This is a genomic window from Enterobacter sp. I4 (genome assembly GCF_022669095.1).
In the GTDB taxonomy this organism is placed as follows: domain Bacteria; phylum Pseudomonadota; class Gammaproteobacteria; order Enterobacterales; family Enterobacteriaceae; genus Enterobacter; species Enterobacter pasteurii.
On record NZ_JALBUO010000001.1, the window covers coordinates 1890821 to 1916768 of the forward strand.

Here is a 25948-nt window from a genome sequence, read left to right on the forward strand (position 1 = left end):
CAATGGCTGAAAAAACAGAACAACCGACCAGTAAAAAACGCAAAGATTCGGCAAAAAAAGGGCAGACGTTCAAAAGTAAAGACGTCATTACCACCGTTATTTTGCTGGTGGGGATTTATTTTCTGGCGCATGCCGTGAGCTTCGGCCCCTTCATCTCATTTTATACGCATTTATTGCAGTATCCGACCCGGCCCGGCATGGGCGTGTTCCTCCTGGAGCTCGCCAGGATTTTTTTCACGCTGGCATTGCCCTTTATTACGGTATGTACCCTTGTCGGTTTTGCCGCCACCTTGCTGCAAACAGGATTTACGCTGGCGACCGAAGCCATCAAGCTGAATTTTAAAGCGCTGAACCCCGTGGAGGGGATTAAGAAAATATTCAGCATGCGCACCGTTAAGGAGCTGGTGAAGTCGCTGTGCTATCTGGTGGTGTTCGCCGCCACCTGTAATAGCCTGATTCAGCAGGATCTCCGCCAGGCGTTGACGCTGTATCGCGCCGACATGCCGGGGATGGTTGCCGTGTGGGTGGCCCTGGCGGTGAAGGCGGTGATGGTATTTATCGCCTGGTCCATATTTGTGCTGCTGGCCGATCTCTTAGTGGAGTACTTCCTCCATTTTAAAGATATGAAAATGGATAAACACGAGGTGAAGCAGGAGCACAAGGAGAGCGACGGCAACCCGCAAATCAAAAGCGCGCGGCGCCGTGCGCATCAGGATCTGCTTTCCGGGGAGGAGATGGCGGCGGTACGCAATTCAGAAGTGGTGCTGGCGAACCCGACCCACATTGCCATGGCGGTCTATTTTAACCCCGAAGTCGCGTCGCTGCCCTTTATTGCCCTGCGCTGCACCAACCTGAAGGCGAAGGCCGCGATCGCCTATGCGGAGAAAATTGGCGTGCCGGTGGTACGTAATATTCCGCTGACGCGTCGGCTGTATCATACCTACAGCCAGTACAGCTTCATTTCGCTGGAAGATGAGGTACTGATGGACGTGATGGACGTGCTCATCTGGCTACGCCAGGTCGAAGCAGCAGGCATAGTACCTCTCGATGCGGATCCCGCCCCACCAGAGCCCGACTCTGAGAACAGCCCCCGTCAGTAGTTCCGCCCTGGGGCTGTGCGGTTTTTTTGTATTAACGACCAATGGACAACAGTAAGATGTTTATATCTTCTTGGCTGTCTGTCCATACGTCAAATGCGTGACTTATACGTTGCTTATTAATAAGGGAAGAGACACAGATGGTTGATAAAAATATGCTTGAATTTCTCACCGAGGATGAGGGTTATAAAACGGATGAAGAGTTAGATGTTTATTCTGACCGTTTGCTGGATGCCCTTCAGAATGGCGCGACGATGAAGGATATCCACGATGTATCGAGCGATACTATGCAGGATGTTTATAAACTCGCATATGATTTTTATCACCAGGGCAAGCTGAATGACGCAGAGTCATTGTTCCGTTTTCTCTGTATTTATGACTTTTACAACCCTGAATACGCGATGGGGCTGGCAGCGGTTTATCAGCTGAAAAAAAATTATGCGAAAGCCATTGATTTCTACGCTCTCGCCTATTCCTTGTCGAAGGAAGATTATCGACCGATGTTTTACGCCGGGCAGTGTAATTTAATGCAGCGTCAGGCGGCGCAGGCTCGAAAATGTTTTGAAATAGTAATGGAACGCTGTCGCGATCCGTTATTAGTTGAGAAAGCTGCAGCTTATGTTTCCGCGATGAATAAATTAAAACGCGATCAGCCTAATGAGATGGAGCAGAAAAATGAGTATGAGGAATCGTAATGAATATGCGTGTCGATAGCCAGGATGCCGGGAGTTATCACCAGGTTAGTCTGGAAATAGGAAAAGACGAACTTAAAAAGCAGTCTGAACAGGCCAGGCGTCTGGGCAATGACGGTTACAAAAACCACGCGCAGGCGGGAAGCGTCAAAAGCGCCGTGCAATCTTTACAGCCGGAGCAGCTGCTGGCCGTGCTGAAAAATACCCAGCAGGCACTGGTGGGAAATGGCGGCAAGTCGGCCATTAACGCTCAGGAGATGCCCGTGCTCCAGTTGCCGCAGGGCGGTAATGCAAAGGCCGCGGCAAGCGGAGGCGGCCAGCGCTCCAGCGCGGCTGAGCTGACCGAACTGCTGGGGAAAATTACGCAGCTCACGGCCAATACGTCGCTTGAGAAAATGCTATCTCAGTTGAACAGCTTCAACGCGATGATGTCGGGAGCAACCAGCGCATGGTCTGAAATGGCCGCGATGCTGGAGCAGCAGGGAACCCAGTGGGCCGCCGATTCCGATGCCCTGAAAGCGGCGCAGCAGCAGGCCGACGGGCTTTCCAGCGGCGTTGACGCCGCGCAAAAGGCGCTCGACAGCGCGCAGGCAGAACTGGACGCGCTCAAGAATCAGGCCGCCGGGCAGGATCCGGTGTCGGACGATCTGCAAAAGCAAATCGATCGGGCCCAGACGGCAGTCACCAGCGCGCAGCTCGCGCTTACGACGGCTACCGGACTGTATAACGGATTTGTCGAAAAGACGCTGAACCCTGCCAAAACCGCTGAATCGAACTCGCGCATGGCGCTGGAAGCGACGCAAACCAAATCCCAGGCGCTCATTAACACGCTCACGCCGCAGCAGCAAAGCGCCGTAGAGTTTCAGCGCAAAAACAACGATGACCAGTCAAAGAGCCTTAATTTCCTGATGGCGCTTATGTCGCAGCTGATTGCCAAAAGCTCCAGTGACGATCTGCAGGCCACCGCTGAGCTGAAGCAGAAGCTTGCGGAAGCGTCGGCCAAGGACGCTGAAAAAAAGGCCAAAGAGTACGAAGAAGAGGTGCGTAAGGCCGAGGAAATGCAAAAAACGATGGGCTGCATCGGAAAGGTACTCGGATGGCTTATTACCGCCGTGAGCTTTGTTGCCGCCGCGTTCACTGGCGGGGCTTCGCTGGCGCTGGCCGCCGTCGGTCTGGCACTGGCGATCGGTGATGAGATTAATCAGGCGATCACGGGCAACTCTTTTATGGCCGACGCGATGAAGCCGCTGATGGATGCGATCGTCAAGCCGCTGATGGAGCTGATGGGCAAGATGTTTGCCGGGATCCTCGAGGCGATGGGCGTCGATAAAGAGACGGCCGAAATGGTCGGCAAGATCCTGGGCGCTATCGCCGCCGCCGCGGTGCTGGTCGCTGGGGTGATCGTCGCGGGCAGCGCGCTGAGCAAGGTGTTTGGTGTCGTCATGAAGAAGATCGGCCTCGAAGTGGGTGAAGAAGCCAGCAAGACCATGGGCAAAAGCGTGGCCGCCGAAGTGCAGAAAGAGGTAACTCAGGATCTGGCGAAAACCACCCTGCGCACCGCCGCGAAAGAAGTGTCTGAGGAGGTGGCGAAAGAGGTGACCGAACAGGCGACGAAAACCACCATGCAGCGGCTGATGGACAGCGCCTTTGCACAGGCGTTCAAGCGCGTGTTCCAGGGCTTTGGCCGGGCGGCGGGCATGGACGAAGTCAAAATGGGAACAATTTACAACCGTACGCAGATGGCGGTTACCGGCGCGGCGGTGGTGAACACCTCTATTCAGGTTGCTGGCAGCATCGTGGTGGCCGACATGATGGTTGAAGCCTCAAAGACGAAGGCTCAGATGATGAAAGACGCCGCGCTGCAGGAGCTGCTCAACGAGATGATGAATCGTGCCATCGATACCTTCACGCACCGCATGGAGACGGTTAACCAAATTGTGAAAAACATTTCCGCCGTGGCCGACACCCAGCTGAAGGCCGGTAGATATATCACTAAACAGATGAGTTCCGTTGCTGGATAAGCAACGTGCATTTTTACAGAACGATTCATAACAGGAGTAATTAATTCAATGACCACATCTATTTCTAATGTATCCGCACGTCCCGTTCAAATTAACTTCACCGAAAGTCAAAAGACGGAAAATGCGAAGCCGGAAACTCGCAGCCCGCAGAACGTATCCGAGTGGGCCAGCGAAAAGGGCATGCTGTCATCCGTCATGGATATGCAAAGCGCCCGACGCGATGAGGCTCAGGCCGCCGCCGTGGCGCAGCGAAACGGTGGCAATGATGTTAACAGCCAAAGCGCGATGTCAACCGTAACGCTTTCTGCCGCAGGGGAAGGTGATGCGAATAAGTCTGAACGTATGGCGTCCGCTATGCCGAGCATTATGGCGGCGCAGACCAATATTACCCAGCCCAATAATAAAGCGGCAGAAAGCAAAAGCGCTGTTGACACCTCCGGTAATACCACCACCAACGCGGTGGGGCAGACTCGCTCCCAGCCAACGGTTGCCGGCGGAACGGATATTACCGGTGCCGATTCGGTCAAGCCGACCTTCATCAACGTCGTCGGCCCGATGAGTCAGATCGTCCTGAGCAATAAGCTGACCGTTGCGCTGCTGGAAAGTGAAAATACGCAGAATATGTCGGCGGCGAAAGCCTCGAACCGCTTTATCGAATCGACGGCGCGCAGCGCGCAGAAAGGGATTGAAGCCGCCGAGGAGCGTCGTGATGGCGCCATCGTGGGCGGCGTAACCGCCGCGGTTGCACAGGGCGGCATGGCAGTGGCGTCCACTAACGCGCTGCGTAAAGAGAATGCATCGCTGAAAAACAACGTTGCCGTGGCGAAAAATCAGGAATTTGGTGTTACCCAGCAGAAAAATGCCATTGGTAGCGCTGGCGACAACATGGTCATGAAAGGACAGCGCATGGACGGCAAGGTCAAAGAAACCATGAGCAAAACCCAGGGCGAAGAGCAGCTTTCTGCGTCGCAGAAGCATCTCAAACACAATGAAATTCAGAACAACACGCAGAAAGTTCGCGTGGTCACCGAGCTGGGCAACCAGCTGGCGAATACCACCCGCAATATTACCGAAGGGGCATATAACGTTAACGCCGCCGAAATGCAGGGTGAAGCAGATTTAGCCCGCGCCGACGGCAACCAGAACAGCGAACTGGCCAATACGCATAAAGAAGTGGCGAAAAAAGCGGCGGATACTCGCGCGGCGCTTAGCCAGGCTGCTGAAAATGTGCTCAATGCGAACAACAGCGCGGCGTCAACCATCGCCGAGCGCATGCGTTAATTATCGGCTTACTTTCCCGGCGGGAGCTATCCCGCCATTTTTGTAAAGGATACAAAGATATGCTTCCAGTTAGCGGCAGCGCGTCTGCGCCCGTTCGCCCTTTAGTTGTTGAAACACCCATGATTTCTGCTTCACAGGTCGCGGAAGTCGGCATGGGATCAACGTCTGAACTGAATACGGTGTTATTAAAACAGCTCATTTCCGCCTTAACGTCGACGGAAAGTGATAACCAGCTAGAGGATATTCGAAAAGTTTTGCAGCAGCACGGTCTCGAGACCAGTGATGAGGCTTTCCTCAAAAGCAAGCTGCGCGCCGCGCTGGCAGAGATAAAGGCGGCAAATGACAAGGCTGGCACGACAGCCACCGTGGAGGAGATGATCTCCGCCAGGTACCAGCAGGTTGATAAAACGGCAGCCGCACTGGGTACGATTAAAGATGAAATAGCGCAGAACCGAATCAAGGCCAACTTTTCTGAGAACCAGCTCAAAGCGACCATGCAAACCTCACTTCAGGAAATTGCCGAAGCTGAAGAGGCCGCAAAAGCCAGAACTGGTGACAACGAGATTTCCGTTCATACCAGCTACAGCAAGCTCTGGGCGGTGATGGCCGAGGCCATTAAAAATATCAGAACGAACTACGTCGATTTCTATGCTGGCCTGATGCAGAAATATACGGAGATGTATGAGGCCTACAACGAGTATGTACAGAAAGCCAGCGCTGATGCTGTAAAGGCCGGTGAGGATGGTAATAACGTTGATTTCAATAACAATACGATGAAGGGGGGATACGATAAATTTAATAATGCCGTTAACGGTATGGATCTCGGCAGCGTCGCCAACTGGGATAAAATGACCGATGAGCAAAAGGCCAGCATGACGGCCACGCTTGAGCCTGCCTTTAAGGTTGACCAGGGCAGCGGCAAAATAAGCTTCAATCTCGATCAATATAATGGCCGTCCTTATTATCCAAGCGATGGCGGCGGAAAAGTATCGACCTCCAGCTATCAGGCATGGCTGGCTTCCTTTAATGCCATCGGCACCGGGCTGCAAAGTAATATGCAGTCGTTCGCCCAGCGATATACGCAGGCCAACAGCACATTCGATAACCTAAATAAAGTGCTGAGCGGTGCGATAAGTTCAATGGCCGACAGTGCAAAAGACGTGCTTAAAGCACTGGGGTGATTTAACAGGTGAACAGCCATGCCAGTTAATAATGTCTATTCTAATGCTACTATTTCATGCCTGCCGGGGCAGGGTGTTTGTGAAACCGCATCTGCATATTATGCCCGCATTGGCGGTCTTAAATTTAGCGCTGCAATCAGCACCGAAACGCTCGCATGGTCTGATAATGAAGACACGATGAGGAATGAGGTACGCGTTCTTAGCTATTGCATCGGTGCGAAACTGCCGCCAGCAGAGCGTGAGTCCCATAACGTGGTGATGTTTCCGCAGCAGCGTTTACCCGCGCAGTTATTTTCGGCACATACCCAGCCGGAACAAACGTGGCGCGAATCTATCGCGCCCCCTGAAGTTCATCATTATAAAGTCCAGGAATGTGGCTCAAAATCTAAATCATCCTTTCAGCGTTTCTGGCAAGGGTTGCTGCAAAGTATTTTACCCTGCGTCAAATTTCAAAAATAACTCTCTGGGAGAATAACTGAATGCGCGGAATTACCCGAAGTTTCTCACAAATAGAATTAATACGCCCAAACGCGCAAAGCAAAGGGGTGGCAAAAAATGCAATGCAGCAGCACGAGGTACTTGCGAAGCTTAAGCACGTAAATAACACGGCGCGCGAGAATTTTATTACTCAACCTCATGACGAAACGCTTGCTCGTGACGCCCTGCGCTCTGAAATTCAATTAGGCGTTCCGGTCAAACTGCATAATGCCAGCCTGACCTATAACGGGACGCGAGCAAGGGATCTTATCGGATTCATATCTGAACAGGTGAAGGAGCACGGCACGCCGGCGGATAAAGAAAAGCTGGACAGCGTAAGCAACAAGCTGGCGAATCTGGCCGGGCGCGAGAAGGATGAGAAAAAAATCGCCGGTCAGCTTGATGACCTGGTGTCTAAATTTGCCCGGCGCTCAGGTGAAAAGTTCATTAATAACTTTATGGAAACGTACTGCTATCCGGCATGGCTCAAGTATCACGAAAGCCAGGGCATTGACGTAAAGGATAAAGAGACGTTTAACGAACAGCTAAATGCCTGCAGCACCGTTTTAAACAGGCGTCTGGATGTGATGAGCGAGCCGGGTAAGCCATGGGAATTGCTGACTCAGAACATGAGCATGCTGATAGACGAATGCGCGGCCGTCTCAAAGGCGCTGATCAGGCATGACTTCGATGCACCGCCCGCTGATGCTCATCCCGAAAAGCCTGCGACAACGCCGGAAGCGGTAAAAGCCACGCCGGATGGCCGGAGATACGATATTCACGGTGGAGCAGATAAGGGCGGCGTAACGCTTCACATTAATAATTCTAACTCGAACCGCAACGGTGACATTTCGAATGCCCCGGTGTATCCGGGTGGAAATTCTGCTGTCGTCGATCCCCACACCAGAAGGCTCGAAATCGTCGAGAAGCTAAACATTAGCCCGAAGGAAAAGTATGAGTTAGCCAGGCGCATCATCGACGGTTGTTATGGTTCACGCGTAATCGATCATATCGAAAGCGTAAGGGTAGGTAATCAAGAAAACGTAACCGAACAGCCTCAGGTCATTCCGCCTTTCGCTCAGCAGAGCGAGGATCGGCCCGTCGATGATAGCGTGAACACGCGCGCTGACGACGTTGATTCCCGGAGGACAGGCGCACGCGCGCAGGATCCGGATGAGCGGATCCCGGATTCCACCCGGAACGTCTCTACCCGTGCGCCGGAAACAGCGCCGCCAGTGGAAGGGACCCGTACTCGCCCACAGGATGAGCAGCCGTCGGCAGCTGCCACGCGCAGCGTAGCAAATCAAACGGCAGCAACCATTCCTGCCGGTGAAAATAAAACGTCCCAGATCTACACCACTGAGCGAACGCTGAACCAGTGGAGCAGACGTGACCCTGTGAAGGTAAATCACTTTGTGCCGATGAATAAGCCAGTGGAGGCGTTCCCCACCCTGAAGCCGGTGAATGGTCTTCGTCCGGCAGCATCGCCGACGCCCGGACAAACTGCGGCGCAGCCGCCCGTGGACGAATCCATGAGATCGACCAGTGACGTATTGCGCTCCGGAACGACGGTTCGCCAGACGCTACAGGTCACGTCTTCATACTTGCCTGAGCCCAGCGTTGCCGAACTTGTCACCCTGAACGATTTGGGTCAAGAGGAGCCGCCAGTCTCCTCGTCCGTGGACGAAGCGGATGGTCGCATACAGAATGCCGCTCGCCGTGGTGCACGCGAGGCTGGCGATGTGCGTGAAGCAAGGCCGGAAGAGCCGGGCAGCGGGCATCAGACTGCCGCAGCGGATGCGTCAGGCATTCCGTCGCCGCAGGTGAGTGCCGCAAATCCATTTAGCATCGCTGATCGGATCAGGTATTTCGAAGAGGCCCAGAAGATCGGGGCACAGCCAGCGTCTGCCAGAGTATCCCGACCGACCAGCAGCACCGCCCCGGGCCATGTGTACTCCACGATTAGAACGCGCAGCCAGTGGAATTTTGACGTTCCTGAACCAAAATCCTTCGTTCCAAGGAATACCGAGGCGTCGACATCCGGCACCGTGCGCCGTGGCGACGCGACAAAAGGCAGCGTGACGGACACGAACCCGACTGGAGAGTACGGCGATGAGTAATATGGTGGTGGATAACCATGCAGAATCGTTGGTCGCTAACCTTATTTACCAGGTGAACGGCGTGCTGCCTAAGGATATTTCATTACACCATAGCCTTGTTAATGACCTGCTTATGGATTCGATTGAGCTGATCGATCTGCTTATGCGCCTTGAGGAAATTGGCGTCGCGATTCATGAGTCTGAAATAACGAGCGAGCTGACGGTGGGGGATATTGTCACGCACGTGGCGTCAATTCACTGATTTCTTTTTTCACAGTCGCCACTTTCCCCTGGTGGCGACGTTTCACATTAACTAAAGGTATATTTATGGCGACCATGTCAATTAACTCCGGCTTTGAGCCGAGAAAAATAGATCATAGCATTTTACATTCCGTGACGACCGCCGTGAGTGATGGTCTGAGAACGATTAAGCGAGGCTTTCTTTCCTGTCTGGAATGTGTTGCAAATTCGCTGGAAACGATGGGCAGGTCCGTTCAGTCCGGACTGCGGCATGTTGCCTCGGCGATAAGCTCGCTTGTGCCGAATAAGAGTAAGACCGCAGGTAACCCGAAACTGAATAATATCCAACCGGCTGCGGCTGAAGAGCTACGTTTGGCCATGACGGAACGCATGGATAAAAATCCTGATTATATGGTGGGTATGTTCAGAGAAAGCCTCGAGCTGGATAAAATTCGGACGATCAACGCCGCGCTGAAGCAGCCGGGAAAGATGGCGGATGCTATCCGTAGCGGTGATATTTCGGGCACAAACGCGGCGGTTTGCGTCAAGCGCTGGCTGGGTGAAACGGTCGGTGAAAATAAGCTCACGGCGGTAGAAATCGAGAGTCTTAATAAATTCAAAGACGATCCGCAGGCCGTGCAAACGCTGGTCTCCAGCCGGTTTGGCGCTGATGCACAGCGTTACGATGTCTTCTGCTCATTACTTTCCGTTCCTCAGCGATATAAAGAGATTTGCTATGCAGAAGGGGTAGATAATAAGTCGCCCTATAATCTCACCGTACTAACGAACGCGGGATTGCCGCTGCAGATCTTTTCGCCTGAAGCCTATATGCGTGATCCAGCGAAATGCAATGACGCTTTGTTTGTCCTTATGGAGCATTGCTCCAGATAGTCTTTGATTTAATAACACAAGGCGCCGCTGCGTGCGCCTTTTTATGATTCAGCAATTTGAAACGGGCGGACAGGTGCAAATTATTTCTAATGATAACTATTTTATCGGGGGGCTGAAGGTTATCGCGAAAGAGATGCCGGCTGTGAATACCCGCCATCTCGTCATTTTTGATACCGGGTTGCGCTCGGCATATATTTTTGATTCTGGCGAACTGCAAAGGAACAAAATATTCGATCCTTACAGCGCGTTGCTGCACTGCCGCAGTTTTTATTTTAAGCGTGATGTTTCTCTGGAGACATATGCCTTTTATCTGTCTGGCCATCGGGTTAATACTCTGGGGAGACCGCACTTAACCGAGAGAGAGAAATGGGCGATTAGGGTGATGTGCGAAGAAACCGATGCTGATGACAAGGCCAGGTTGCGCCGTATGAACCGAAAAACCTATAGCTCGCATAAGGTAAAGGCTCTTGGTAAGCTTGGCATCAGTAATGCGCTCACGCTTTATTCGCTGCTGCGGGTGTGGAAGGATAACTGGCCCGCCCTTTGCCCGGAGAGCCCGCGGGATGGGGAGCCTTCCCGATACAGGCCTGTAAACGTGGTGGCTCGAGTAGCTAACGTGTAAAAAAAATCCACGCAGTGGCGTGGATTTTATATTTTGGCTTCTATATGAGGCAGCGAAGAACCCCACAAAGAACCGTTTTATCTTTTAGACGTTAAACAGGAAATTCATTACGTCGCCATCTTTAACGATATAATCTTTCCCTTCCGCACGCATCTTGCCCGCTTCCTTCGCGCCTTGTTCACCCTTGTAGGTGATGAAGTCTTCAAACGCGATAGTCTGCGCACGAATAAAGCCTTTCTCGAAGTCGGTGTGAATTTTACCAGCCGCCTGAGGCGCAGTTGCACCCACAGGGATGGTCCACGCACGCACTTCTTTCACCCCAGCGGTGAAGTAGGTCTGCAGGTTCAGCAGCTCATAGCCTGCGCGGATCACGCGGTTCAGGCCCGGCTCTTCCAGACCCAGCTCGGCCATGAACTCTTCACGGTCAGCATCGTCCAGCTCGGCGATATCGGATTCAACGGCAGCGCACACGGCAACAACCACAGAACCTTCAGCCGCCGCGATTTCACGCACTTTGTCGAGGTACGGGTTGTTCTCGAAACCGTCTTCGTTAACGTTGGCGATGTACATGGTTGGCTTCAGGGTCAGGAAGCTCAGGTATTTGATCGCCGCTTTGTCTTCTTCAGTCAGGTTTTTCAGCGCGCGCAGCATGCCCGCGTTTTCCAGCTGTGGCAGACATTTTTCCAGCGCAGCCAGCTCCGCTTTCGCGTCTTTATCGCCGCCTTTGGCTTTCTTCTGCACGCGGTGAATGGCGCGTTCGCAGGTATCGAGGTCAGAAAGCGCCAGCTCGGTGTTGATAACGTCGATGTCGTCGGCCGGATCCACTTTGTTGTTAACGTGGATGATGTTGTCGTTTTCGAAGCAGCGCACCACGTGACCGATCGCTTCGGTTTCACGAATGTTGGTCAGGAACTGGTTGCCCAGGCCTTCACCTTTGGATGCGCCTTTTACCAGGCCCGCGATGTCCACGAACTCCATGGTGGTCGGCAGGATGCGCTGCGGCTTCACGATTTCCGCAAGCTGGTCCAGACGCGGGTCGGGCATTGGTACAACGCCGGTGTTCGGTTCAATGGTACAGAACGGGAAGTTCGCCGCTTCGATACCCGCTTTGGTAAGCGCGTTAAACAGGGTTGATTTGCCCACGTTTGGCAGACCGACGATACCGCATTTGAATCCCATTTCTAAATCACCTTAATATCTTGATAATCAATCCGTTAGTGATAACCGATTGAAGAAAAGTAAATAACTACGCCTATTATACACGTAACCCGCACAGCGCGCGGTAAAAAAGCCGCAGGAGGCCGACTATTGCGCTTTAAAAGCGTGTAGTCGGTTTGTGGCTTTCGTTAAGCCGTCCTGTAGCCAAATCTCGGTGCAACGCGCCGCTTCGTCCACCGCTTCGTCAATGAGCTTCTGCTCAGGAACCGGGGGCTTACCCAACACAAAGCCGACAACTTTGTTTTTATCGCCCGGATGGCCAATTCCGACGCGCAAACGGTGGAAATTGGGGTTATTACCCAGCTTGCTGATAATATCTTTCAGCCCATTGTGGCCACCGTGACCACCGCCCAGCTTAAACTTTGCCACGCCTGGCGGAAGATCCAGTTCGTCGTGGGCTACAAGAATCTCATCCGGATTGATGCGATAGAACGTTGCCATGGCCGCCACGGCTTTGCCGCTCAGATTCATAAAGGTGGTTGGCACCAGCAGCCGCACGTCAGCCCCCGCAAGGTTGATGCGCGAGGTATACCCGTAAAACTTCGGTTCTTCACGCAGGGGAGCGCGCAAACGCTCTGCCAGCAGATCGACATACCAGGCACCGGCATTATGGCGGGTTGCCGCGTACTCTGCGCCCGGGTTGGCGAGGCCGACAATCAGTTTAATCGTCACGTTTTACTTCCTAATGGGTTCCAGATCTGGCGCGTAGTTTACTGTCTGGCGCGCCGCTTGACAAAATTCTGGCTGCCGCATCTTGAAATGCGAATAATTACTTACCTGAACAATTAGAATTTCAAGCTGTTCAATACCTTATTTGTAAATTTTTGTCGGGCAGTTATCTGTAAATGTGATCATTCACGCAACTCATATAAGAGCTGTTGTCTATACTTTACACACAAGGAGAAGGGGCTTTTCCCCTGACAACCCAAAGTTCCGGAGGTGACATATGAAACGCAAAAACGCTTCAATGCTCGGTAACGTGCTAATGGGGTTGGGACTGTTCGTGATGGTCGCCGGTGTCGGTTATTCAATTTTAAACCAACTACCGCAGCTTGACCTCCCACAATACTTTGCGCATGGCGCGGTGCTGAGCATCTTCCTCGGTGCGGTATTGTGGCTCGCCGGGGCGCGCGTGAGCGGACATGAGGAAGTATGCGATAAATACTGGTGGGTGCGCCATTACGATAAACGATGCCGCCGCGACCAGCATAAGCACGGCTAGTGCCCAATAAAGAACACCGAAACGACTCCATCTGGGGTCGTTTTTTTTTTGCATGACGCATTGACCCTCACGTAACGTAAGGCTTCAGAGTAGCGACACTGGCAGAACAAAAGGAGCCGTTATGTTGATTCAGGTGGGTGAACTGGCGAAACGCGCCGGGATCACCGTGCGGACATTGCATCACTATGAGCAAACAGGGTTGCTGTTGCCTTCTGCCAGAAGCGCGGCAGGCTATCGGCTTTATAACCTGGCGGACGTGCAGCGTCTGCATATGATCCAGACGCTGGCGAAAGCGGGTCTGGAGCTTGCCGAAATAAGGGAGTTTCTGGAACAGGGATCGCTGTCGTTAACCGAGCTACTCGATGGACAAATCACCCTGCTGGACAAGCAGCTGCGCAGCATCCATACGCTGCGCGACCGGCTGGTGGAATTGCGTACCGGGCTTAACGACGATGCGACGCCGGATCTGGAATCCTGGCTACAGACTCTGGAGTTAATGAATATGTACGATCGCTGGTTTAGCAAAGAAGAATTGCAGCAGCTGCCGTTTGCGGTAGAGAAAGAGGCGCTGGCGGATATCTGGTCCGGTCTGGTCAAGGAGGCCAAAAAAATGCTGGAACAACACGTCGACGTCAGGGATCCGCAGGCGATTGATTTGGCGTCGCGCTGGATGGAGCGCCTGGAGAAGGATACCGCAGGCAGGCCGGAATTCCTGACCCGGCTCAACGAGATGCACAGCGTTGAGCCGCAGATGCAGGAGCAAACCGGCATCACGCCGGAGATGACTGATTACATCACGCGGGCGTTTGCCGAATCAAAGCTCAGCATCTGGGAGAAGTATCTCTCTGCTGAGGAGATGGCTTTTACCCGGGCGCATTACTTTGACCGCATGATGGAGTGGCCGCCGCTGGTGGCGAAGCTGTACAGGGCGCAGCGCGAACGGCTCGATCCCGCATCGGACGGTGCGCAACAGCTGGCAGAAACCTGGCTGGCGCTGTTCCAGTCATACGCAGGAACAGACCCGGAGACGCAGCAAAAGTTTCGTATCGCCATGCAGCAGGAGCCGCATCTGATGAAAGGAACGTGGATGACGCCTGCCGTGCTTGAATGGCTCCAGCAGGCGATAGGGGTGATGATGCAGAGACGCTTCTCTGCATCACGTGACTCACAGATCCGCTAATGCGGCTTCCCGGTTAGGGTAGAAGGACAACCGGCCAGGGATCGGCTGGATGCCCGCGCGCGCCATGGTGCGCAGCGGCTGAAATTCAAGATTGCTTATCCGCAGCTCGCAGCCTGCCGGCAGACGCGCAACAAAGCGCTGGAAGGCATCCAGACCGCCAGCATCCAGTACCGGGACGGCATCCCACTTCAGCACCACAATCCGTTTACCCGCGATGCGGGATTCCAGGTCGCTGAACAACCCTTCCGCGGCAGCAAAGAACAGGGGGCCGATCACGCGCAGCACCAGCACATCGTCAGGCACCTCAGCGTTAACCGGCGAGAGACGCGTCATCTGCGCAATACGGCGCATAAACAGCAGCGAGGCCAGCACAATGCCGACGCTGATGGCGATAACCATATCGAACAGCACGGTCAGCGACATGCAGATTAGCATCACGATGATGTCGTCTTTCGGCGCGCGACGCAGCAGGTTAACCACCTTATGCGCCTCGCTCATGTTCCAGGCCACCATCAGCAGCAGGGCGGCCATGGCGGAGAGCGGAAGCCACGAAAGCAGCGGGGCAAGGATCAGCAGCGCCATAATCACCAGCAGGGAGTGAATGACCGCTGATACCGGGGAGGTTGCCCCCGCGCGCACGTTCGCGGCGGAGCGGGCAATCGCCGCCGTAGCCGTTATTCCGCCGAAGAAGGGTGCGACGATATTGCCTAAGCCCTGGCCGACCAGCTCACCGTTGGCTTTATGTTTGGTGCCGGTCATGCCGTCCAGCACCACGGCGCAAAGCAGGGATTCAATGGCCCCCAGCATCGCCATGGAGAACGCGGCGGGCAGCAGGGCGCGAAGGGAATCCCAGCTTAAGGTGAAGCTGGAGCCGGGCATATTCCACGGCAGCACCAGTTGCGGCAACAGCTGCGGGATCCCGTTGCCCTGTGAGCCGTCCGCCAGAACGTAGTGGAACTGGGAACCAATGGTGGCGACCTGTCCGCCGAGCAGGTTGACGATACCCATCACCGCGCAGCCCAGCAGCAGGGCGGGCAGGTGCCCCGGAAGGCGAATGCCCAGGCGAGGCCAGACGATTAGCGTGCCAAGGGTCACGACGCCGATAGCCGCGTCGCCCAGGTTGGCCGTCGGCAGCGCCATAAACAGCGCGCTCACTTTCTGCAAATAGTGCTCCGGAACGTGCGCCATCTCCAGGCCGAGGAAGTCCTTGATCTGCATGGTCCCGATGGTAATACCAATACCCGAGGTGAACCCCAGCGTCACGGAAAGGGGAATATATTCAATCAGCCGTCCAAAGCGGGCCAGACCGAACAGAATTAAAAAGACGCCGGACATCAGGGTGGCAACCAGCAGGCCTGCCAGACCAAACTGTTGGGAAACCGGATAGAGGATCACTACAAAGGCGGCGGTCGGGCCGGAAACGCTGAAGCGGGACCCGCCCGTCAGCGCAATTACAATCCCGGCAACCGCCGACGTGTAAAGGCCGTACTGCGGCGCGACGCCGCTGCCAATCGCCAGCGCCATCGCCAGCGGGATGGCAATGATCCCGACGGTGATACCGGCAATCAGGTCACGGACAAAGCGTGACGAGGTGTATTTCTCTTTCCAGCATGCGTCGATGAGGGCGCGAAAGGGCAGAACATGTGAGGAGGTTACGTTTTTCACAATTATCTATCATCCGTGTGCGCATCATCTGTCATATAAATGGCAGGTGAAGGAGGCATTAATCATTGCTCGTCATACTTCGCGCTGCAGAGGCGTTGGCTGCGCTCATTCACCCCAGTCACTTACTTTAAGTAAGCTCCTGGGATTCATTCACTTGCCGCCTTCCTGCAACACGAATTATTTAGAGCATTAATACATAACAGAAACAAAAAAACCCGCCGCAGCGGGTTTTTTGGCCGTGTTCGATTAATGTTCGAACATAGCAGAGATGGATTCTTCGTTGCTGATACGACGAATCGCTTCGGCCAGCATCCCGGACAGGGTCAGGGTACGCACGTTTGGCAGTGCCTTGATCTCGTCGCTCAGAGGGATGGTATCGCAAACCACAACTTCGTCGATAACGGAGTTGCGGAGATTATTCACTGCATTACCGGAGAAGATCGGGTGAGTTGCGTAAGCGAATACGCGTTTTGCACCACGCTCTTTCAGCGCTTCTGCTGCTTTACACAGCGTACCGCCGGTGTCGATCATGTCGTCAACCAGCACGCAGTCGCGGCCAGCCACGTCACCGATGATGTGCATCACCTGGGAAACGTTAGCGCGCGGACGGCGTTTGTCGATGATCGCCATGTCGGTATCGTTCAGCAGCTTCGCGATAGCACGAGCACGAACCACGCCGCCGATATCCGGAGAAACCACAATTGGGTTGTCCAGGTTCAGCTGAAGCATGTCTTCCAGCAGGATTGGGCTGCCGAATACGTTATCAACCGGAACGTCGAAGAAGCCCTGAATCTGCTCTGCGTGCAGGTCAACCGTCAGTACGCGGTCAACGCCGACGCTGGACAGGAAGTCAGCGACAACTTTAGCGGTGATTGGCACACGCGCGGAACGGACGCGACGGTCCTGGCGGGCATAACCAAAGTAAGGAATAACAGCAGTGATACGGCCTGCAGAAGCACGACGCAGGGCGTCGACCATAACAACCAGTTCCATCAGGTTGTCATTCGTTGGAGCACAGGTGGACTGGATGATGAAAATATCACCACCGCGTACATTTTCGTTAATTTGTACGCTGACTTCGCCGTCGCTAAAGCGACCTACAGCGGCGTCGCCGAGGGAAGTGTACAGGCGGTTGGCAATACGTTGTGCTAGTTCCGGGGTGGCGTTACCAGCAAAAAGCTTCATATCAGGCACGAGAAGAACCTCAGGCATGCGTCCAGTGGTGGATAGCGTCCGCCGCAAACTGCGGGGCCTAAGCGAATGCTATCCAGGCGGTGTATTAAAGAGCGCGATGCAACGTCTGGAACAGGGTGACGTTGTCACCGAAACTCAGTCTGCGCCAGAATGGCCTGCTGTAGGGGGGAAGTGTTCATCCCGCGCGCTACAAAACCATGCAGCCAAACCGGCGCTTGCTCAAGCACCTGACGGGCGGCGGACTCGGTGTCAAATTCAGCAAAGACACAGGCCCCTGTACCGGTCAGGCGCGACGGCGCGTATTCTAACAGCCAGGAAAGCACCGCATCAACCTCGCGAAAACGTTTTCTTGCGATATCCTCGCAATCGTTGCTGAATTCACAATTTAATAACGTTTCTATTGACCGTACCGGGGTATTTCTTTTCAGGTCAGGATCTTTAAAGATTACCGGGGTAGGAATACTCACTCCGGGATGCACAATCAGATACCATTTTTCCGGCGGGTCGACCGGCGTCAAAATTTCACCCACGCCTTCGGCAAACGCCGCGTGGCCGCGCACAAACACCGGTACATCCGCGCCCAGCGTCAACCCTAATGCTGCCAGCTCGTCTGTGGAAAGATCGCAGCCCCACAGGTAATTAAGGGCCACCAGCACGGTCGCGGCATTTGACGAACCGCCGCCCAGACCACCCCCCATCGGCAGGCGTTTCTCGATACGGATATCCGCCCCGCTTCCCGCGGGCAGACGACCGGACGCCGACGCTGCCTTCATCAGCAGGCGCGCGGCGCGTACGATAAGGTTATCGTCATGCTCCACGCTGTCGACGGGAGTCCGCAGGCAAATCTGCCCGTCATGACGCGGCTCGATAAAGATCGTGTCGCCGTAATCGACAAACTGAAACAGCGTTTGCAGCGTGTGATAGCCGTCAGCGCGCTGCCCGGTGATATAGAGAAACAGGTTCAGTTTTGCGGGAGAGGGCCAGCGGGTCATCATTTAACGATCCAGTTGTCCATCTTCAGCTTGATGCGCTGGCTACCCTGCGTCAGCTCCATATTGGACGGCAGCGACGGCTGAGTCTTGCTGTCATAGGCGCTGTAAACCACTTTCCAGGTTTTACCGTTCTGGGTGTAGTTCACCTGGCTCAGACGGTATTGTTCGTCAAGCTTATAGTCGGTTGCATCACCCGGCAGGCCGAGGATCCACTGGCGCAGGCTGTTGAGCGGGATCGGCATCCCGGTTAGCTTGCCAATCATCTCTTCGGCATCGGTCGCGGTATAGTGCTGGCCTTTGTTATCGGTGATCTGCGCTTCGCCCGGTTTCGCGATAAGCTCCAGCTCGGTGCTGCCCAGCGGGTTCAGCAGCAGCAGGCGATAGTTATCCTGGCCCGTCTGCTGCCAGAAGAAGCGAGCATAAACCTTTTGCTCGTCAGAGAGATAGGCAAACGCGCCGCGGGTCTGGTACTGGCTTAATTTCAGCACGTCCTGCTGGTGCTGACGCCACTGCGGTGAGTCAGGGCTTTTGCCCGGGCCTTTCGGCTGATGAACGGAACAGGCGGTCAGAACGAGGGCCGCCAGAGGCAGCAGGCGAATCATTCGGGTCATAATGATGACAAATCCTTGAGATACGTTGCAGTTATAAGTGTTAATGCTAGCGTTGAAGGGGGGCACCGTCTACGTTCAAATTATCTCAAAGCGCTATGTAACCTATTACTCCGAAAGGGTGCAGTCTCTTTTATTGATCTCGCGCATCCTGTATGATGCGTCCTGCTAACCTTATTAACGCTGGTACTACTCCCGCTCAACATGACCCTATTAGCACTCGGCATTAACCACAAAACGGCCCCGGTTTCGCTGCGAGAACGCGTTACGTTTTCGCCGGATACGCTCGACCTGGCGCTGGACAGCCTGCTTGCACAGCCGATGGTGCAGGGTGGCGTGGTGCTGTCGACGTGCAACCGTACCGAGCTTTACTTGAGCGTAGAGGAGCAGGACAACCTGCACGACGCGCTGATCCGCTGGCTCTGCGATTACCACAACCTCAACGAGGAAGAGCTGCGCAACAGCCTGTACTGGCATCAGGATAACGATGCGGTCAGCCATCTTATGCGCGTCGCGAGCGGTCTGGATTCGCTGGTGCTCGGCGAGCCGCAGATCCTCGGCCAGGTGAAAAAAGCCTTTGCGGATTCCCAGAAAGGGCATCTGAAAGCCAGCGAACTGGAGCGTATGTTCCAGAAGTCGTTCTCCGTGGCCAAGCGTGTGCGAACCGAAACCGACATTGGTGCCAGTGCGGTTTCGGTTGCCTTCGCAGCCTGTACGCTCGCCCGTCAAATCTTTGAGTCGCTGTCGACCGTCACGGTGCTGCTGGTGGGGGCTGGTGAAACCATCGAGCTGGTGGCGCGCCATCTTCGCGAACACAAAGTGAAGAAGATGATCATCGCCAACCGTACCCGCGAGCGTGCGCAGGCGCTGGCAGATGAAGTGGGCGCTGAGGTGATTGCCCTGAGCGACATTGATGAACGCCTGAAAGAGGCGGACATTATTATCAGCTCTACCGCCAGCCCGCTGCCGATTATCGGCAAAGGAATGGTCGAACGTGCCCTGAAGTCTCGCCGAAATCAGCCGATGCTGCTGGTGGATATCGCCGTTCCGCGCGATGTTGAACCGGAAGTGGGCAAGCTCGCGAACGCCTACCTTTACAGCGTTGACGACCTGCAAAGCATCATTTCGCACAACCTTGCCCAGCGTAAAGCGGCGGCGGTGCAGGCGGAAACCATCGTTGAGCAGGAAACCAGCGAATTTATGGCCTGGCTGCGCGCGCAAAGCGTCAGCGAGACCATCCGCGAGTACCGCGGTCAGGCGGAGCAGGTGCGAGATGATCTGACGGCCAAAGCGCTCGCGGCGCTTGAACAGGGCGGCGACGCGCAGGCAATTATGCAGGATCTGGCCTGGAAGCTGACCAACCGCCTGATCCATGCTCCAACCAAATCTCTTCAGCAGGCTGCCCGTGACGGGGATGATGAACGCCTGACTATTCTGCGCAACAGCCTCGGGCTGGAATAGCGCCCTATACCCATTTTCTATGACAAGGTGCATTTACGCCTATGAAGCCTTCTATCGTCGCTAAACTGGAAGCTCTGCACGAGCGCCATGAAGAAGTACAGGCGCTGCTCGGCGATGCCGGGACCATTGCCGACCAGGAACGTTTTCGCGCGCTGTCGCGTGAATACGCGCAGTTAAGTGATGTTTCAAAATGCTTTACCGACTGGCAACAGGTTCAGGAAGATATCGAAACCGCGCAGATGATGCTCGACGATCCTGAAATGCGCGAGATGGCGCAGGAAGAGCTGCAGGATGCCAAAGCGCGTTCAGAGGAGATGGAGCAGCAGCTTCAGGTGCTTCTGCTGCCGAAAGATCCGGATGACGAACGTAACGCCTTCGTGGAAGTGCGCGCCGGTACCGGCGGCGACGAAGCCGCGCTGTTTGCCGGGGATCTGTTCCGTATGTATAGCCGTTATGCAGAGTCCCGCCGCTGGCGCGTGGAGATCATGAGCGCCAATGAAGGCGAGCACGGCGGCTATAAAGAGGTGATCGCCAAGATCAGCGGTGACGGCGTCTATGGCCGACTGAAGTTTGAATCCGGCGGCCATCGCGTGCAGCGCGTACCGGCGACCGAGTCGCAGGGGCGTATCCACACCTCTGCCTGTACGGTGGCGGTGATGCCAGAGCTGCCGGAAGCGGAACTGCCGGATATCAACCCTGCGGACCTGCGTATCGACACCTTCCGCTCCTCCGGGGCAGGTGGTCAGCACGTTAACACTACCGATTCCGCCATCCGTATTACCCACCTGCCAACCGGCATTGTGGTGGAGTGTCAGGACGAACGTTCCCAGCACAAAAACAAAGCCAAGGCGCTGTCGGTGCTGGGCGCGCGCATTCACGCGGCGGAAATGGCCAAACGCCAGCAGGCGGAAGCCTCTACCCGCCGCAACCTGCTGGGCAGCGGCGACCGCAGCGATCGTAACCGCACCTATAACTTCCCGCAGGGCCGCGTAACCGATCACCGTATCAACCTGACGCTCTACCGTCTGGATGAGGCGATGGAAGGCAAGCTCGATATGCTGATTGAGCCTATCGTGCAGGAATACCAGGCCGACCAGCTGGCGGCGCTGTCCGAGCAGGATTAATGGATTTTCAACGCTGGCTACGCCATGCCGCCAGTGCGCTTTCTGCGGGTGAAAGCCCGAAGCGCGACGCCGAAATACTGCTGGAATACGTCACGGGCAAAGCCCGGACGTACCTGCTGGCGTTCGGTGAAACCATCCTGACCGCTGAACAGCTTTCGCAGCTGGAGTCGCTGCTTGCCCGCCGCAAAGCCGGCGAGCCGGTGGCGCATCTGGTAGGCGAACGCGAGTTCTGGTCACTTCCGCTGTACGTCTCAGCGGCCACGCTGATCCCGCGCCCGGACACCGAGTGTCTGGTGGAGCAGGCGCTGGCGCGATTGCCTGCGCAGCCGTGCCGGATCCTCGATCTCGGAACGGGCACCGGCGCCATTGCGCTGGCGCTTGCCAGCGAGCGGCCGGACTGCACCGTAACGGCAGTGGACGTGATGCCTGATGCGGTCACTCTCGCGCAGCGCAACGTTGAGCGTCTGGGGCTTAGCAATGTTTCCGTTCTGCAAAGCAGCTGGTTTACCGCCCTTGAAGACCGCCTGTTCGACATGATTGTCAGCAATCCTCCCTACATTGACGAAAATGACCCGCATCTGGCGCAGGGTGACGTACGCTTTGAACCGCTGACGGCGCTGGTAGCCGCTAATCAGGGGCTTGCGGATCTCGATCACATTGTGACAACGTCACGGCAACATCTGCTTCCCGATGGCTGGCTGCTGGTGGAACATGGCTGGACGCAGGGGGAGGCGGTGCGGGCGCTGTTTACGCGTGCCGGCTATCGCATGGTGGAAACCTGTCGGGATTACGGCGGCAACGAGCGCCTGACGCTGGGGCAGCGGTCATGAGCCTGTTTACGCTGCTGATCTCCGTTCACCTGTTGGCCGTTGCCCTGACCATCGGCTTTTTCATTGTCCGCTACTGGTGGCGCTACAGTAATAATCCGCTGATTAACGCCCGCTGGGTGCGCATCGCTCCGCACTGTATCGACACGGTGCTGTTTCTTTCCGGCGCCGGGTTAATGTGGAAGACCGGCTATCTGCCATTTACTGATAAAGGCGCATGGCTGACTGAAAAGCTGTTTGGCGTTATCATCTACATCGTTTTGGGTTTTATCGCGCTTGGGCGTCATCGTCCGCGCAGCCAGCAGACGGGTTTTATCGCCTTTCTGCTGGGTCTGGTGGTGCTGTACATCATCATTAAACTCGCCACCACAAGAATACCGTTACTGGGGTAAGTCATGAGGTCCTTAGCCGATTTCGAATTTAATAAAGCGCCGCTTTGCGATGGTATGATCCTGATTTCAGAGATGATCCGCGACGATTTTACGTCACAGTACGTTTACGCTGAACTGGAAAATCTGGTTAGCCTGGCGCGCGAGGAGATCAGTCAGGCACGTCCGCAGGACTGGCAACTGGAGAAGCTGATTGAGCTTTTCTACGGCGAATGGGGTTTCTGCGACACGCGCGGCGTGTACCGCCTGTCTGACGCACTGTGGCTGGACCAGGTGTTGAAAAATCGTCAGGGCAGCGCCGTCGCGCTGGGCGCCATTTTACTGTGGGTTGCGCACCGGCTGGATATTCCGCTGGTGCCGGTCATCTTCCCGACGCAGATGATCCTGCGCGCGGAGTGGCTGGACGGTGAGATGTGGTTAATCAATCCGTTTAACGGCGACACGCTGGATGAACACACGCTTGACGTCTGGCTGAAGGGCAACATCAGCCCGATAGCCGAACTGTTCAATGAAGATCTTGATGAAGCCGATAACGCTGAGGTTATCCGCAAGCTGCTGGATACTCTGAAGTCTGCGCTGATGGAAGAGCGTCAGATGGAGCTGGCGCTGCGCGCAAGCGAAGTGCTGCTGCAGTTTAATCCGGAAGATCCGTACGAAATCCGCGACCGCGGCCTGATTTACGCGCAGCTCGACTGCGAGCACGTGGCGCTGAACGATTTGAATTATTTCGTCGAGCAATGTCCGGAAGATCCGATTAGCGAAATGATTCGCGCGCAGATCAACGCGATCGCGCATAAACACATTACACTGCATTAAATTTAATTCCGATTCACACCTGAATAAGGCGATCCTATGAAACAAAAAGTGGTTAGCATTGGTGATATCAACGTGGCAAACGACCTGCCGTTCGTGCTGTTTGGCGGTATGAACGTGCTGGAGTCCCGCGATCTCGCTATGCGCATCTGCGAACACTACGTGACCGTGACCCAAAAGCTGGGCATCCCGTACGTGTTTAAAGCCTCTTTTGACAAAGCCAACCGCTCCTCCATTCACTCCTACCGTGGCCCGGGCCTCGAAGAGGGGATGAAGATTTTCCAGGAGCTGAAACAGACGTTTGGCGTGAAGGTGATCACCGACGTGCACGAAGCGTCTCAGGCGCAGCCTGTGGCTGACGTAGTAGACGTGATCCAGCTTCCGGCGTTCCTGGCTCGCCAGACCGATCTGGTTGAAGCCATGGCGAAAACCGGTGCCGTGATCAACGTGAAAAAACCGCAGTTCGTGAGCCCAGGCCAGATGGGTAACATCGTCGATAAGTTTATCGAAGGCGGTAATGACCAGGTGATCCTGTGCGACCGTGGTTCAAACTTCGGTTATGACAACCTGGTTGTGGATATGCTGGGCTTCAGCGTGATGAAGAACGTCTCTAACCAGTCTCCGGTTATTTTTGACGTTACGCACTCCCTCCAGTGCCGCGATCCGTTTGGCGCAGCGTCTGGCGGCCGTCGCGCTCAGGTTACCGAGCTGGCGCGTGCCGGGATGGCAACGGGCCTGGCGGGCCTGTTCATTGAAGCGCACCCGGATCCGGCTAACGCGAAATGCGACGGTCCATCCGCGCTGCCGCTGGACAAGCTGGAGCCGTTCCTCAAGCAGATCAAGGCAATTGACGATCTGGTGAAGAGCTTCGACGAGCTGGATACCAGCAACTAATAAAAAAACCCGCTTCGGCGGGTTTTTTGTTCTCCCTCTCCCCGTGGGAGAGGGTTGGGGTAGGGCATCAGCTCGCACCAGATAAAACTACGCAAAGATCGTCATCAGATACGCAATAAACAGCGCCATATGCGCCGCGCCGTTCAGCACGTTGGTGCGTCCGGTAGAGAAGGAGATCTGGCACAGCAGCAGCGACGCCACCATCACAATCATCTCCGGCGCGCCCAGCGCAAACTGCAATTCATTCCCGGTCATAAAGGCAATCAGCGTCACCACCGGAACGGTGAGGGAGATGGTCGCCAGCACGGAGCCGAAGAACAGATTCATCGCACGCTGCACCTGATTATTGAGCACCGCCTTCAGCGCACCCAGGCCTTCCGGAGACAGGATCAGCAGCGCGACCAGGAAACCGGTAAAGGCAACAGGCGCATTCATTTCAGTTAACAGCGCCTCAAGCGGATTCGCATTCATCTTGGTAACCGCAATAACGGCAATCAGATGCACGATCAGCCAAACCGTGTGCCACGCGCTGCTGTGGGCCGAAGGCTTACCGTGATGCGGGTCATCGTCATCGCCGTCGTCTTCATGCTCGTAGACAAACAGGCTCTGGTGCGTTTTGGTCTGAATCAACAGGAATACGCCGTACATTGCCGCGGAAATCAGCGCCACCAGCAGCGCCTGGCCGGTCGTGAAGTTTGCGCCCGGCAGCGCCATCGGGAAGACAAGCACGATAATCGCCAGCGGGAACAGGGCGATCAGATACTGCTTAATGCCAAACAGATTCATGTACTGGGTGGCAAATTTACGGCCACCTAATAAAAGAGAGAAACCGACCAGACCGCCGGTCACAATCATAATGATGGAGTAGAGCGTATCGCGCATCAGCGTTGGCGCGGCGTCGCCGGTAGCCATTAATGCGGAAATTAGGCTGACTTCAAGAATAACAACCGAAAGGCTTAAAATTAATGAGCCGTACGGCTCTCCAAGACGGTGGGCTAAAACATCCGCATGGCGCACCACGCTAAATGCACTGGTCAGAATTCCCACGAGAGCCAGAATATTGATCCCCACAACCACTGGCAATGACTGACTGCTTCCCCAGAAGAGCAGCACAGCCAGTGCCAGAACCGGGAAAATGAGAGACGTCTCCTTGTGGCGGGTTTTTACCGCCTCGTGTGTTGCTGTCATGTGTTTCTCCATCAGTGCAGGTGCTTGTAATTATAGATAGATTTTGAGGCCATTAAATTAACAGAAATTGGTTAACTACCCTTTAATTTTTACTTAATTTTACCCTTTGTTAAGATTTTTATGGTTGAAGCTTATAATGTTCTATCTGTGATAAATAGTCATTAAATAACAATAAACTATGATTCAACGATGTTCATTTTTCATCGCCGGGTGGCACCCTGACGTATCGTCGTCCACACTTATCTCTTTAGCCAAAAGAGAGGTTAACGATGCCATACAAATCGAAAAGCGAATTACCGGATAACGTGCAAAACGTGTTGCCTGCTCACGCGCAGGATATCTACAAAGAAGCGTTTAACAGCGCCTGGGATCAGTACAAAGATAAAGAAGATCGCCGGGACGATGCCAGCCGTGAAGAGACGGCGCACAAGGTCGCCTGGGCCGCCGTAAAAAATGAGTACGAGAAAGGGGACGATGACAAATGGCATAAAAAGAAATAGCCGCTGAATAATACGCCACCTTCATTTTGACATTTCAGGCGGTTGAGCTACCGCTGTGTTGCATCTGGCCCG

Annotated in this window: 26 protein-coding genes; 19 read left to right on the forward strand and 7 right to left on the reverse strand. The window is 54.8% G+C overall.

Going from position 1 to position 25948, the window contains the following annotated elements; genetic code table 11:
* The first annotated feature begins 2 nt into the window (after positions 1–2).
* From MOQ06_RS09020 to MOQ06_RS09065, 10 genes are all read left to right on the forward strand, one after another.
* Positions 3–1100, forward strand: coding sequence for an EscU/YscU/HrcU family type III secretion system export apparatus switch protein (locus MOQ06_RS09020; protein ID WP_242172482.1), 1098 nt, complete (start codon positions 3–5; stop codon positions 1098–1100).
* Positions 1101–1237: 137 nt separating this feature from the next.
* Complete coding sequence (sicA, locus tag MOQ06_RS09025; protein WP_148419593.1) at positions 1238–1792, forward strand: type III secretion system translocator chaperone SicA; 555 nt, start codon at positions 1238–1240, stop codon at positions 1790–1792.
* Positions 1792–3810 (forward strand): type III secretion system translocon subunit SctE, encoded by a 2019-nt coding sequence (gene sctE / locus MOQ06_RS09030; protein ID WP_148419594.1) that lies wholly within the window; start codon positions 1792–1794, stop codon positions 3808–3810. The genes sicA and sctE overlap by 1 nt, the downstream gene beginning before the upstream one ends.
* A 48-nt stretch (positions 3811–3858) precedes the next feature.
* Positions 3859–5091, forward strand: coding sequence for a type III secretion system protein (locus MOQ06_RS09035; RefSeq protein WP_242172484.1), 1233 nt, complete (start codon positions 3859–3861; stop codon positions 5089–5091).
* A 59-nt stretch (positions 5092–5150) separates the two neighbouring features.
* Entirely contained in the window at positions 5151–6272 is a 1122-nt protein-coding gene (locus MOQ06_RS09040; RefSeq protein WP_148419596.1) for an IpaD/SipD/SspD family type III secretion system needle tip protein, read from the forward strand.
* Between the two features lie 18 nt (positions 6273–6290).
* Positions 6291–6731, forward strand: a complete 441-nt coding sequence (locus MOQ06_RS09045) for a hypothetical protein (RefSeq protein WP_242172487.1) — start codon at positions 6291–6293, stop codon at positions 6729–6731.
* Positions 6732–6751: 20 nt separating this feature from the next.
* Entirely contained in the window at positions 6752–8869 is a 2118-nt protein-coding gene (locus MOQ06_RS09050) for a hypothetical protein (RefSeq protein WP_242172488.1), read from the forward strand.
* Positions 8862–9110 (forward strand): acyl carrier protein, encoded by a 249-nt coding sequence (locus MOQ06_RS09055; RefSeq protein ID WP_126765224.1) that lies wholly within the window; start codon positions 8862–8864, stop codon positions 9108–9110. The genes MOQ06_RS09050 and MOQ06_RS09055 overlap by 8 nt, the downstream gene beginning before the upstream one ends.
* Before the next feature lie 65 nt (positions 9111–9175).
* Positions 9176–9979, forward strand: coding sequence for a hypothetical protein (locus MOQ06_RS09060; RefSeq protein ID WP_242172490.1), 804 nt, complete (start codon positions 9176–9178; stop codon positions 9977–9979).
* A 43-nt stretch (positions 9980–10022) separates the two neighbouring features.
* Positions 10023–10601: a hypothetical protein gene (locus MOQ06_RS09065; RefSeq protein ID WP_242172492.1), complete on the forward strand. Its 579-nt coding sequence runs from the start codon at positions 10023–10025 to the stop codon at positions 10599–10601.
* 84 nt (positions 10602–10685) lie between these two features.
* On the opposite strand, the gene ychF is transcribed toward MOQ06_RS09065, so the two are convergent.
* Together ychF and pth are read right to left on the reverse strand one after the other, a co-directional pair.
* On the reverse strand, positions 10686–11780 hold the full coding sequence (gene ychF, locus MOQ06_RS09070) for a redox-regulated ATPase YchF (protein WP_010432886.1): 1095 nt from the start codon (positions 11778–11780) through the stop codon (positions 10686–10688).
* Positions 11781–11906: 126 nt separating this feature from the next.
* Entirely contained in the window at positions 11907–12491 is a 585-nt protein-coding gene (pth, locus tag MOQ06_RS09075; RefSeq protein ID WP_242172494.1) for an aminoacyl-tRNA hydrolase, read from the reverse strand.
* 274 nt (positions 12492–12765) lie between these two features.
* Here pth and ychH point away from each other — a divergent pair, with 274 nt between their 5' ends.
* Positions 12766–13041 carry a stress-induced protein YchH gene (gene ychH / locus MOQ06_RS09080; protein ID WP_022648382.1) on the forward strand — a complete coding sequence of 92 codons (276 nt, stop codon included), beginning with the start codon at positions 12766–12768 and terminating at the stop codon, positions 13039–13041.
* Between the two features lie 121 nt (positions 13042–13162).
* A complete protein-coding gene (locus MOQ06_RS09085) occupies positions 13163–14221 on the forward strand; it encodes a MerR family transcriptional regulator (RefSeq protein WP_242172496.1) in 1059 nt (352 codons plus the stop codon).
* Here MOQ06_RS09085 and dauA read toward each other — a convergent pair.
* The 4 genes from dauA to lolB all read right to left on the reverse strand — a co-directional run bounded on the left by dauA (position 14207) and on the right by lolB (position 18683).
* Positions 14207–15886: a C4-dicarboxylic acid transporter DauA gene (gene dauA, locus MOQ06_RS09090; protein ID WP_242172498.1), complete on the reverse strand. Its 1680-nt coding sequence runs from the start codon at positions 15884–15886 to the stop codon at positions 14207–14209. The two genes, MOQ06_RS09085 and dauA, sit on opposite strands and share 15 nt — an antisense overlap.
* Before the next feature lie 246 nt (positions 15887–16132).
* Positions 16133–17080 (reverse strand): ribose-phosphate diphosphokinase, encoded by a 948-nt coding sequence (gene prs, locus MOQ06_RS09095; protein ID WP_003856663.1) that lies wholly within the window; start codon positions 17078–17080, stop codon positions 16133–16135.
* A gap of 125 nt (positions 17081–17205) precedes the next feature.
* Positions 17206–18075: a 4-(cytidine 5'-diphospho)-2-C-methyl-D-erythritol kinase gene (gene ispE, locus MOQ06_RS09100; RefSeq protein WP_242172500.1), complete on the reverse strand. Its 870-nt coding sequence runs from the start codon at positions 18073–18075 to the stop codon at positions 17206–17208.
* Complete coding sequence (lolB, locus tag MOQ06_RS09105) at positions 18072–18683, reverse strand: lipoprotein insertase outer membrane protein LolB (protein WP_148419604.1); 612 nt, start codon at positions 18681–18683, stop codon at positions 18072–18074. Before lolB ends, ispE begins: the two co-directional genes overlap by 4 nt.
* 201 nt (positions 18684–18884) lie before the next feature.
* On the opposite strand from lolB, the gene hemA reads away from it, so the two are divergent.
* Genes hemA through kdsA form a run of 6 tightly spaced genes read left to right on the forward strand, consistent with a single transcriptional unit; the run spans position 18885 to position 24188 of the window.
* On the forward strand, positions 18885–20141 hold the full coding sequence (hemA, locus tag MOQ06_RS09110) for a glutamyl-tRNA reductase (protein ID WP_148419605.1): 1257 nt from the start codon (positions 18885–18887) through the stop codon (positions 20139–20141).
* A gap of 41 nt (positions 20142–20182) precedes the next feature.
* Entirely contained in the window at positions 20183–21265 is a 1083-nt protein-coding gene (prfA, locus tag MOQ06_RS09115) for a peptide chain release factor 1 (RefSeq protein ID WP_148419606.1), read from the forward strand.
* A complete protein-coding gene (gene prmC, locus MOQ06_RS09120) occupies positions 21265–22095 on the forward strand; it encodes a peptide chain release factor N(5)-glutamine methyltransferase (RefSeq protein WP_193356442.1) in 831 nt (276 codons plus the stop codon). Before prfA ends, prmC begins: the two co-directional genes overlap by 1 nt.
* Positions 22092–22484: an invasion regulator SirB2 gene (sirB2, locus tag MOQ06_RS09125; RefSeq protein WP_242172502.1), complete on the forward strand. Its 393-nt coding sequence runs from the start codon at positions 22092–22094 to the stop codon at positions 22482–22484. Before prmC ends, sirB2 begins: the two co-directional genes overlap by 4 nt.
* 3 nt (positions 22485–22487) lie before the next feature.
* Positions 22488–23297, forward strand: a complete 810-nt coding sequence (gene sirB1 / locus MOQ06_RS09130; RefSeq protein WP_148419609.1) for an invasion regulator SirB1 — start codon at positions 22488–22490, stop codon at positions 23295–23297.
* A gap of 36 nt (positions 23298–23333) precedes the next feature.
* Positions 23334–24188 (forward strand): 3-deoxy-8-phosphooctulonate synthase, encoded by an 855-nt coding sequence (gene kdsA / locus MOQ06_RS09135; RefSeq protein ID WP_003856671.1) that lies wholly within the window; start codon positions 23334–23336, stop codon positions 24186–24188.
* Positions 24189–24275: 87 nt separating this feature from the next.
* Here kdsA and chaA read toward each other — a convergent pair whose 3' ends face one another.
* Positions 24276–25376: a sodium-potassium/proton antiporter ChaA gene (gene chaA, locus MOQ06_RS09140; protein WP_148419610.1), complete on the reverse strand. Its 1101-nt coding sequence runs from the start codon at positions 25374–25376 to the stop codon at positions 24276–24278.
* A gap of 269 nt (positions 25377–25645) precedes the next feature.
* On the opposite strand from chaA, the gene chaB reads away from it, so the two are divergent.
* Entirely contained in the window at positions 25646–25876 is a 231-nt protein-coding gene (gene chaB, locus MOQ06_RS09145; RefSeq protein ID WP_242172504.1) for a putative cation transport regulator ChaB, read from the forward strand.
* Positions 25877–25948: the final 72 nt, after the last annotated feature.

Coding starts and splice junctions, on each gene's coding strand:
- MOQ06_RS09020 (WP_242172482.1), top strand. CDS start 3: ATGGCTGAAAAAACAGAACAACCGACCAGTAAAAAACGCAAAGATTCG.
- sicA (WP_148419593.1), top strand. CDS start 1,238: ATGGTTGATAAAAATATGCTTGAATTTCTCACCGAGGATGAGGGTTAT.
- sctE (WP_148419594.1), top strand. CDS start 1,792: ATGAATATGCGTGTCGATAGCCAGGATGCCGGGAGTTATCACCAGGTT.
- MOQ06_RS09035 (WP_242172484.1), top strand. CDS start 3,859: ATGACCACATCTATTTCTAATGTATCCGCACGTCCCGTTCAAATTAAC.
- MOQ06_RS09040 (WP_148419596.1), top strand. CDS start 5,151: ATGCTTCCAGTTAGCGGCAGCGCGTCTGCGCCCGTTCGCCCTTTAGTT.
- MOQ06_RS09045 (WP_242172487.1), top strand. CDS start 6,291: ATGCCAGTTAATAATGTCTATTCTAATGCTACTATTTCATGCCTGCCG.
- MOQ06_RS09050 (WP_242172488.1), top strand. CDS start 6,752: ATGCGCGGAATTACCCGAAGTTTCTCACAAATAGAATTAATACGCCCA.
- MOQ06_RS09055 (WP_126765224.1), top strand. CDS start 8,862: ATGAGTAATATGGTGGTGGATAACCATGCAGAATCGTTGGTCGCTAAC.
- MOQ06_RS09060 (WP_242172490.1), top strand. CDS start 9,176: ATGGCGACCATGTCAATTAACTCCGGCTTTGAGCCGAGAAAAATAGAT.
- MOQ06_RS09065 (WP_242172492.1), top strand. CDS start 10,023: ATGATTCAGCAATTTGAAACGGGCGGACAGGTGCAAATTATTTCTAAT.
- ychF (WP_010432886.1), bottom strand. CDS start 11,780: ATGGGATTCAAATGCGGTATCGTCGGTCTGCCAAACGTGGGCAAATCA.
- ychH (WP_022648382.1), top strand. CDS start 12,766: ATGAAACGCAAAAACGCTTCAATGCTCGGTAACGTGCTAATGGGGTTG.
- MOQ06_RS09085 (WP_242172496.1), top strand. CDS start 13,163: ATGTTGATTCAGGTGGGTGAACTGGCGAAACGCGCCGGGATCACCGTG.
- ispE (WP_242172500.1), bottom strand. CDS start 18,075: ATGATGACCCGCTGGCCCTCTCCCGCAAAACTGAACCTGTTTCTCTAT.
- lolB (WP_148419604.1), bottom strand. CDS start 18,683: ATGACCCGAATGATTCGCCTGCTGCCTCTGGCGGCCCTCGTTCTGACC.
- hemA (WP_148419605.1), top strand. CDS start 18,885: ATGACCCTATTAGCACTCGGCATTAACCACAAAACGGCCCCGGTTTCG.
- prfA (WP_148419606.1), top strand. CDS start 20,183: ATGAAGCCTTCTATCGTCGCTAAACTGGAAGCTCTGCACGAGCGCCAT.
- prmC (WP_193356442.1), top strand. CDS start 21,265: ATGGATTTTCAACGCTGGCTACGCCATGCCGCCAGTGCGCTTTCTGCG.
- sirB2 (WP_242172502.1), top strand. CDS start 22,092: ATGAGCCTGTTTACGCTGCTGATCTCCGTTCACCTGTTGGCCGTTGCC.
- sirB1 (WP_148419609.1), top strand. CDS start 22,488: ATGAGGTCCTTAGCCGATTTCGAATTTAATAAAGCGCCGCTTTGCGAT.
- kdsA (WP_003856671.1), top strand. CDS start 23,334: ATGAAACAAAAAGTGGTTAGCATTGGTGATATCAACGTGGCAAACGAC.
- chaA (WP_148419610.1), bottom strand. CDS start 25,376: ATGACAGCAACACACGAGGCGGTAAAAACCCGCCACAAGGAGACGTCT.
- chaB (WP_242172504.1), top strand. CDS start 25,646: ATGCCATACAAATCGAAAAGCGAATTACCGGATAACGTGCAAAACGTG.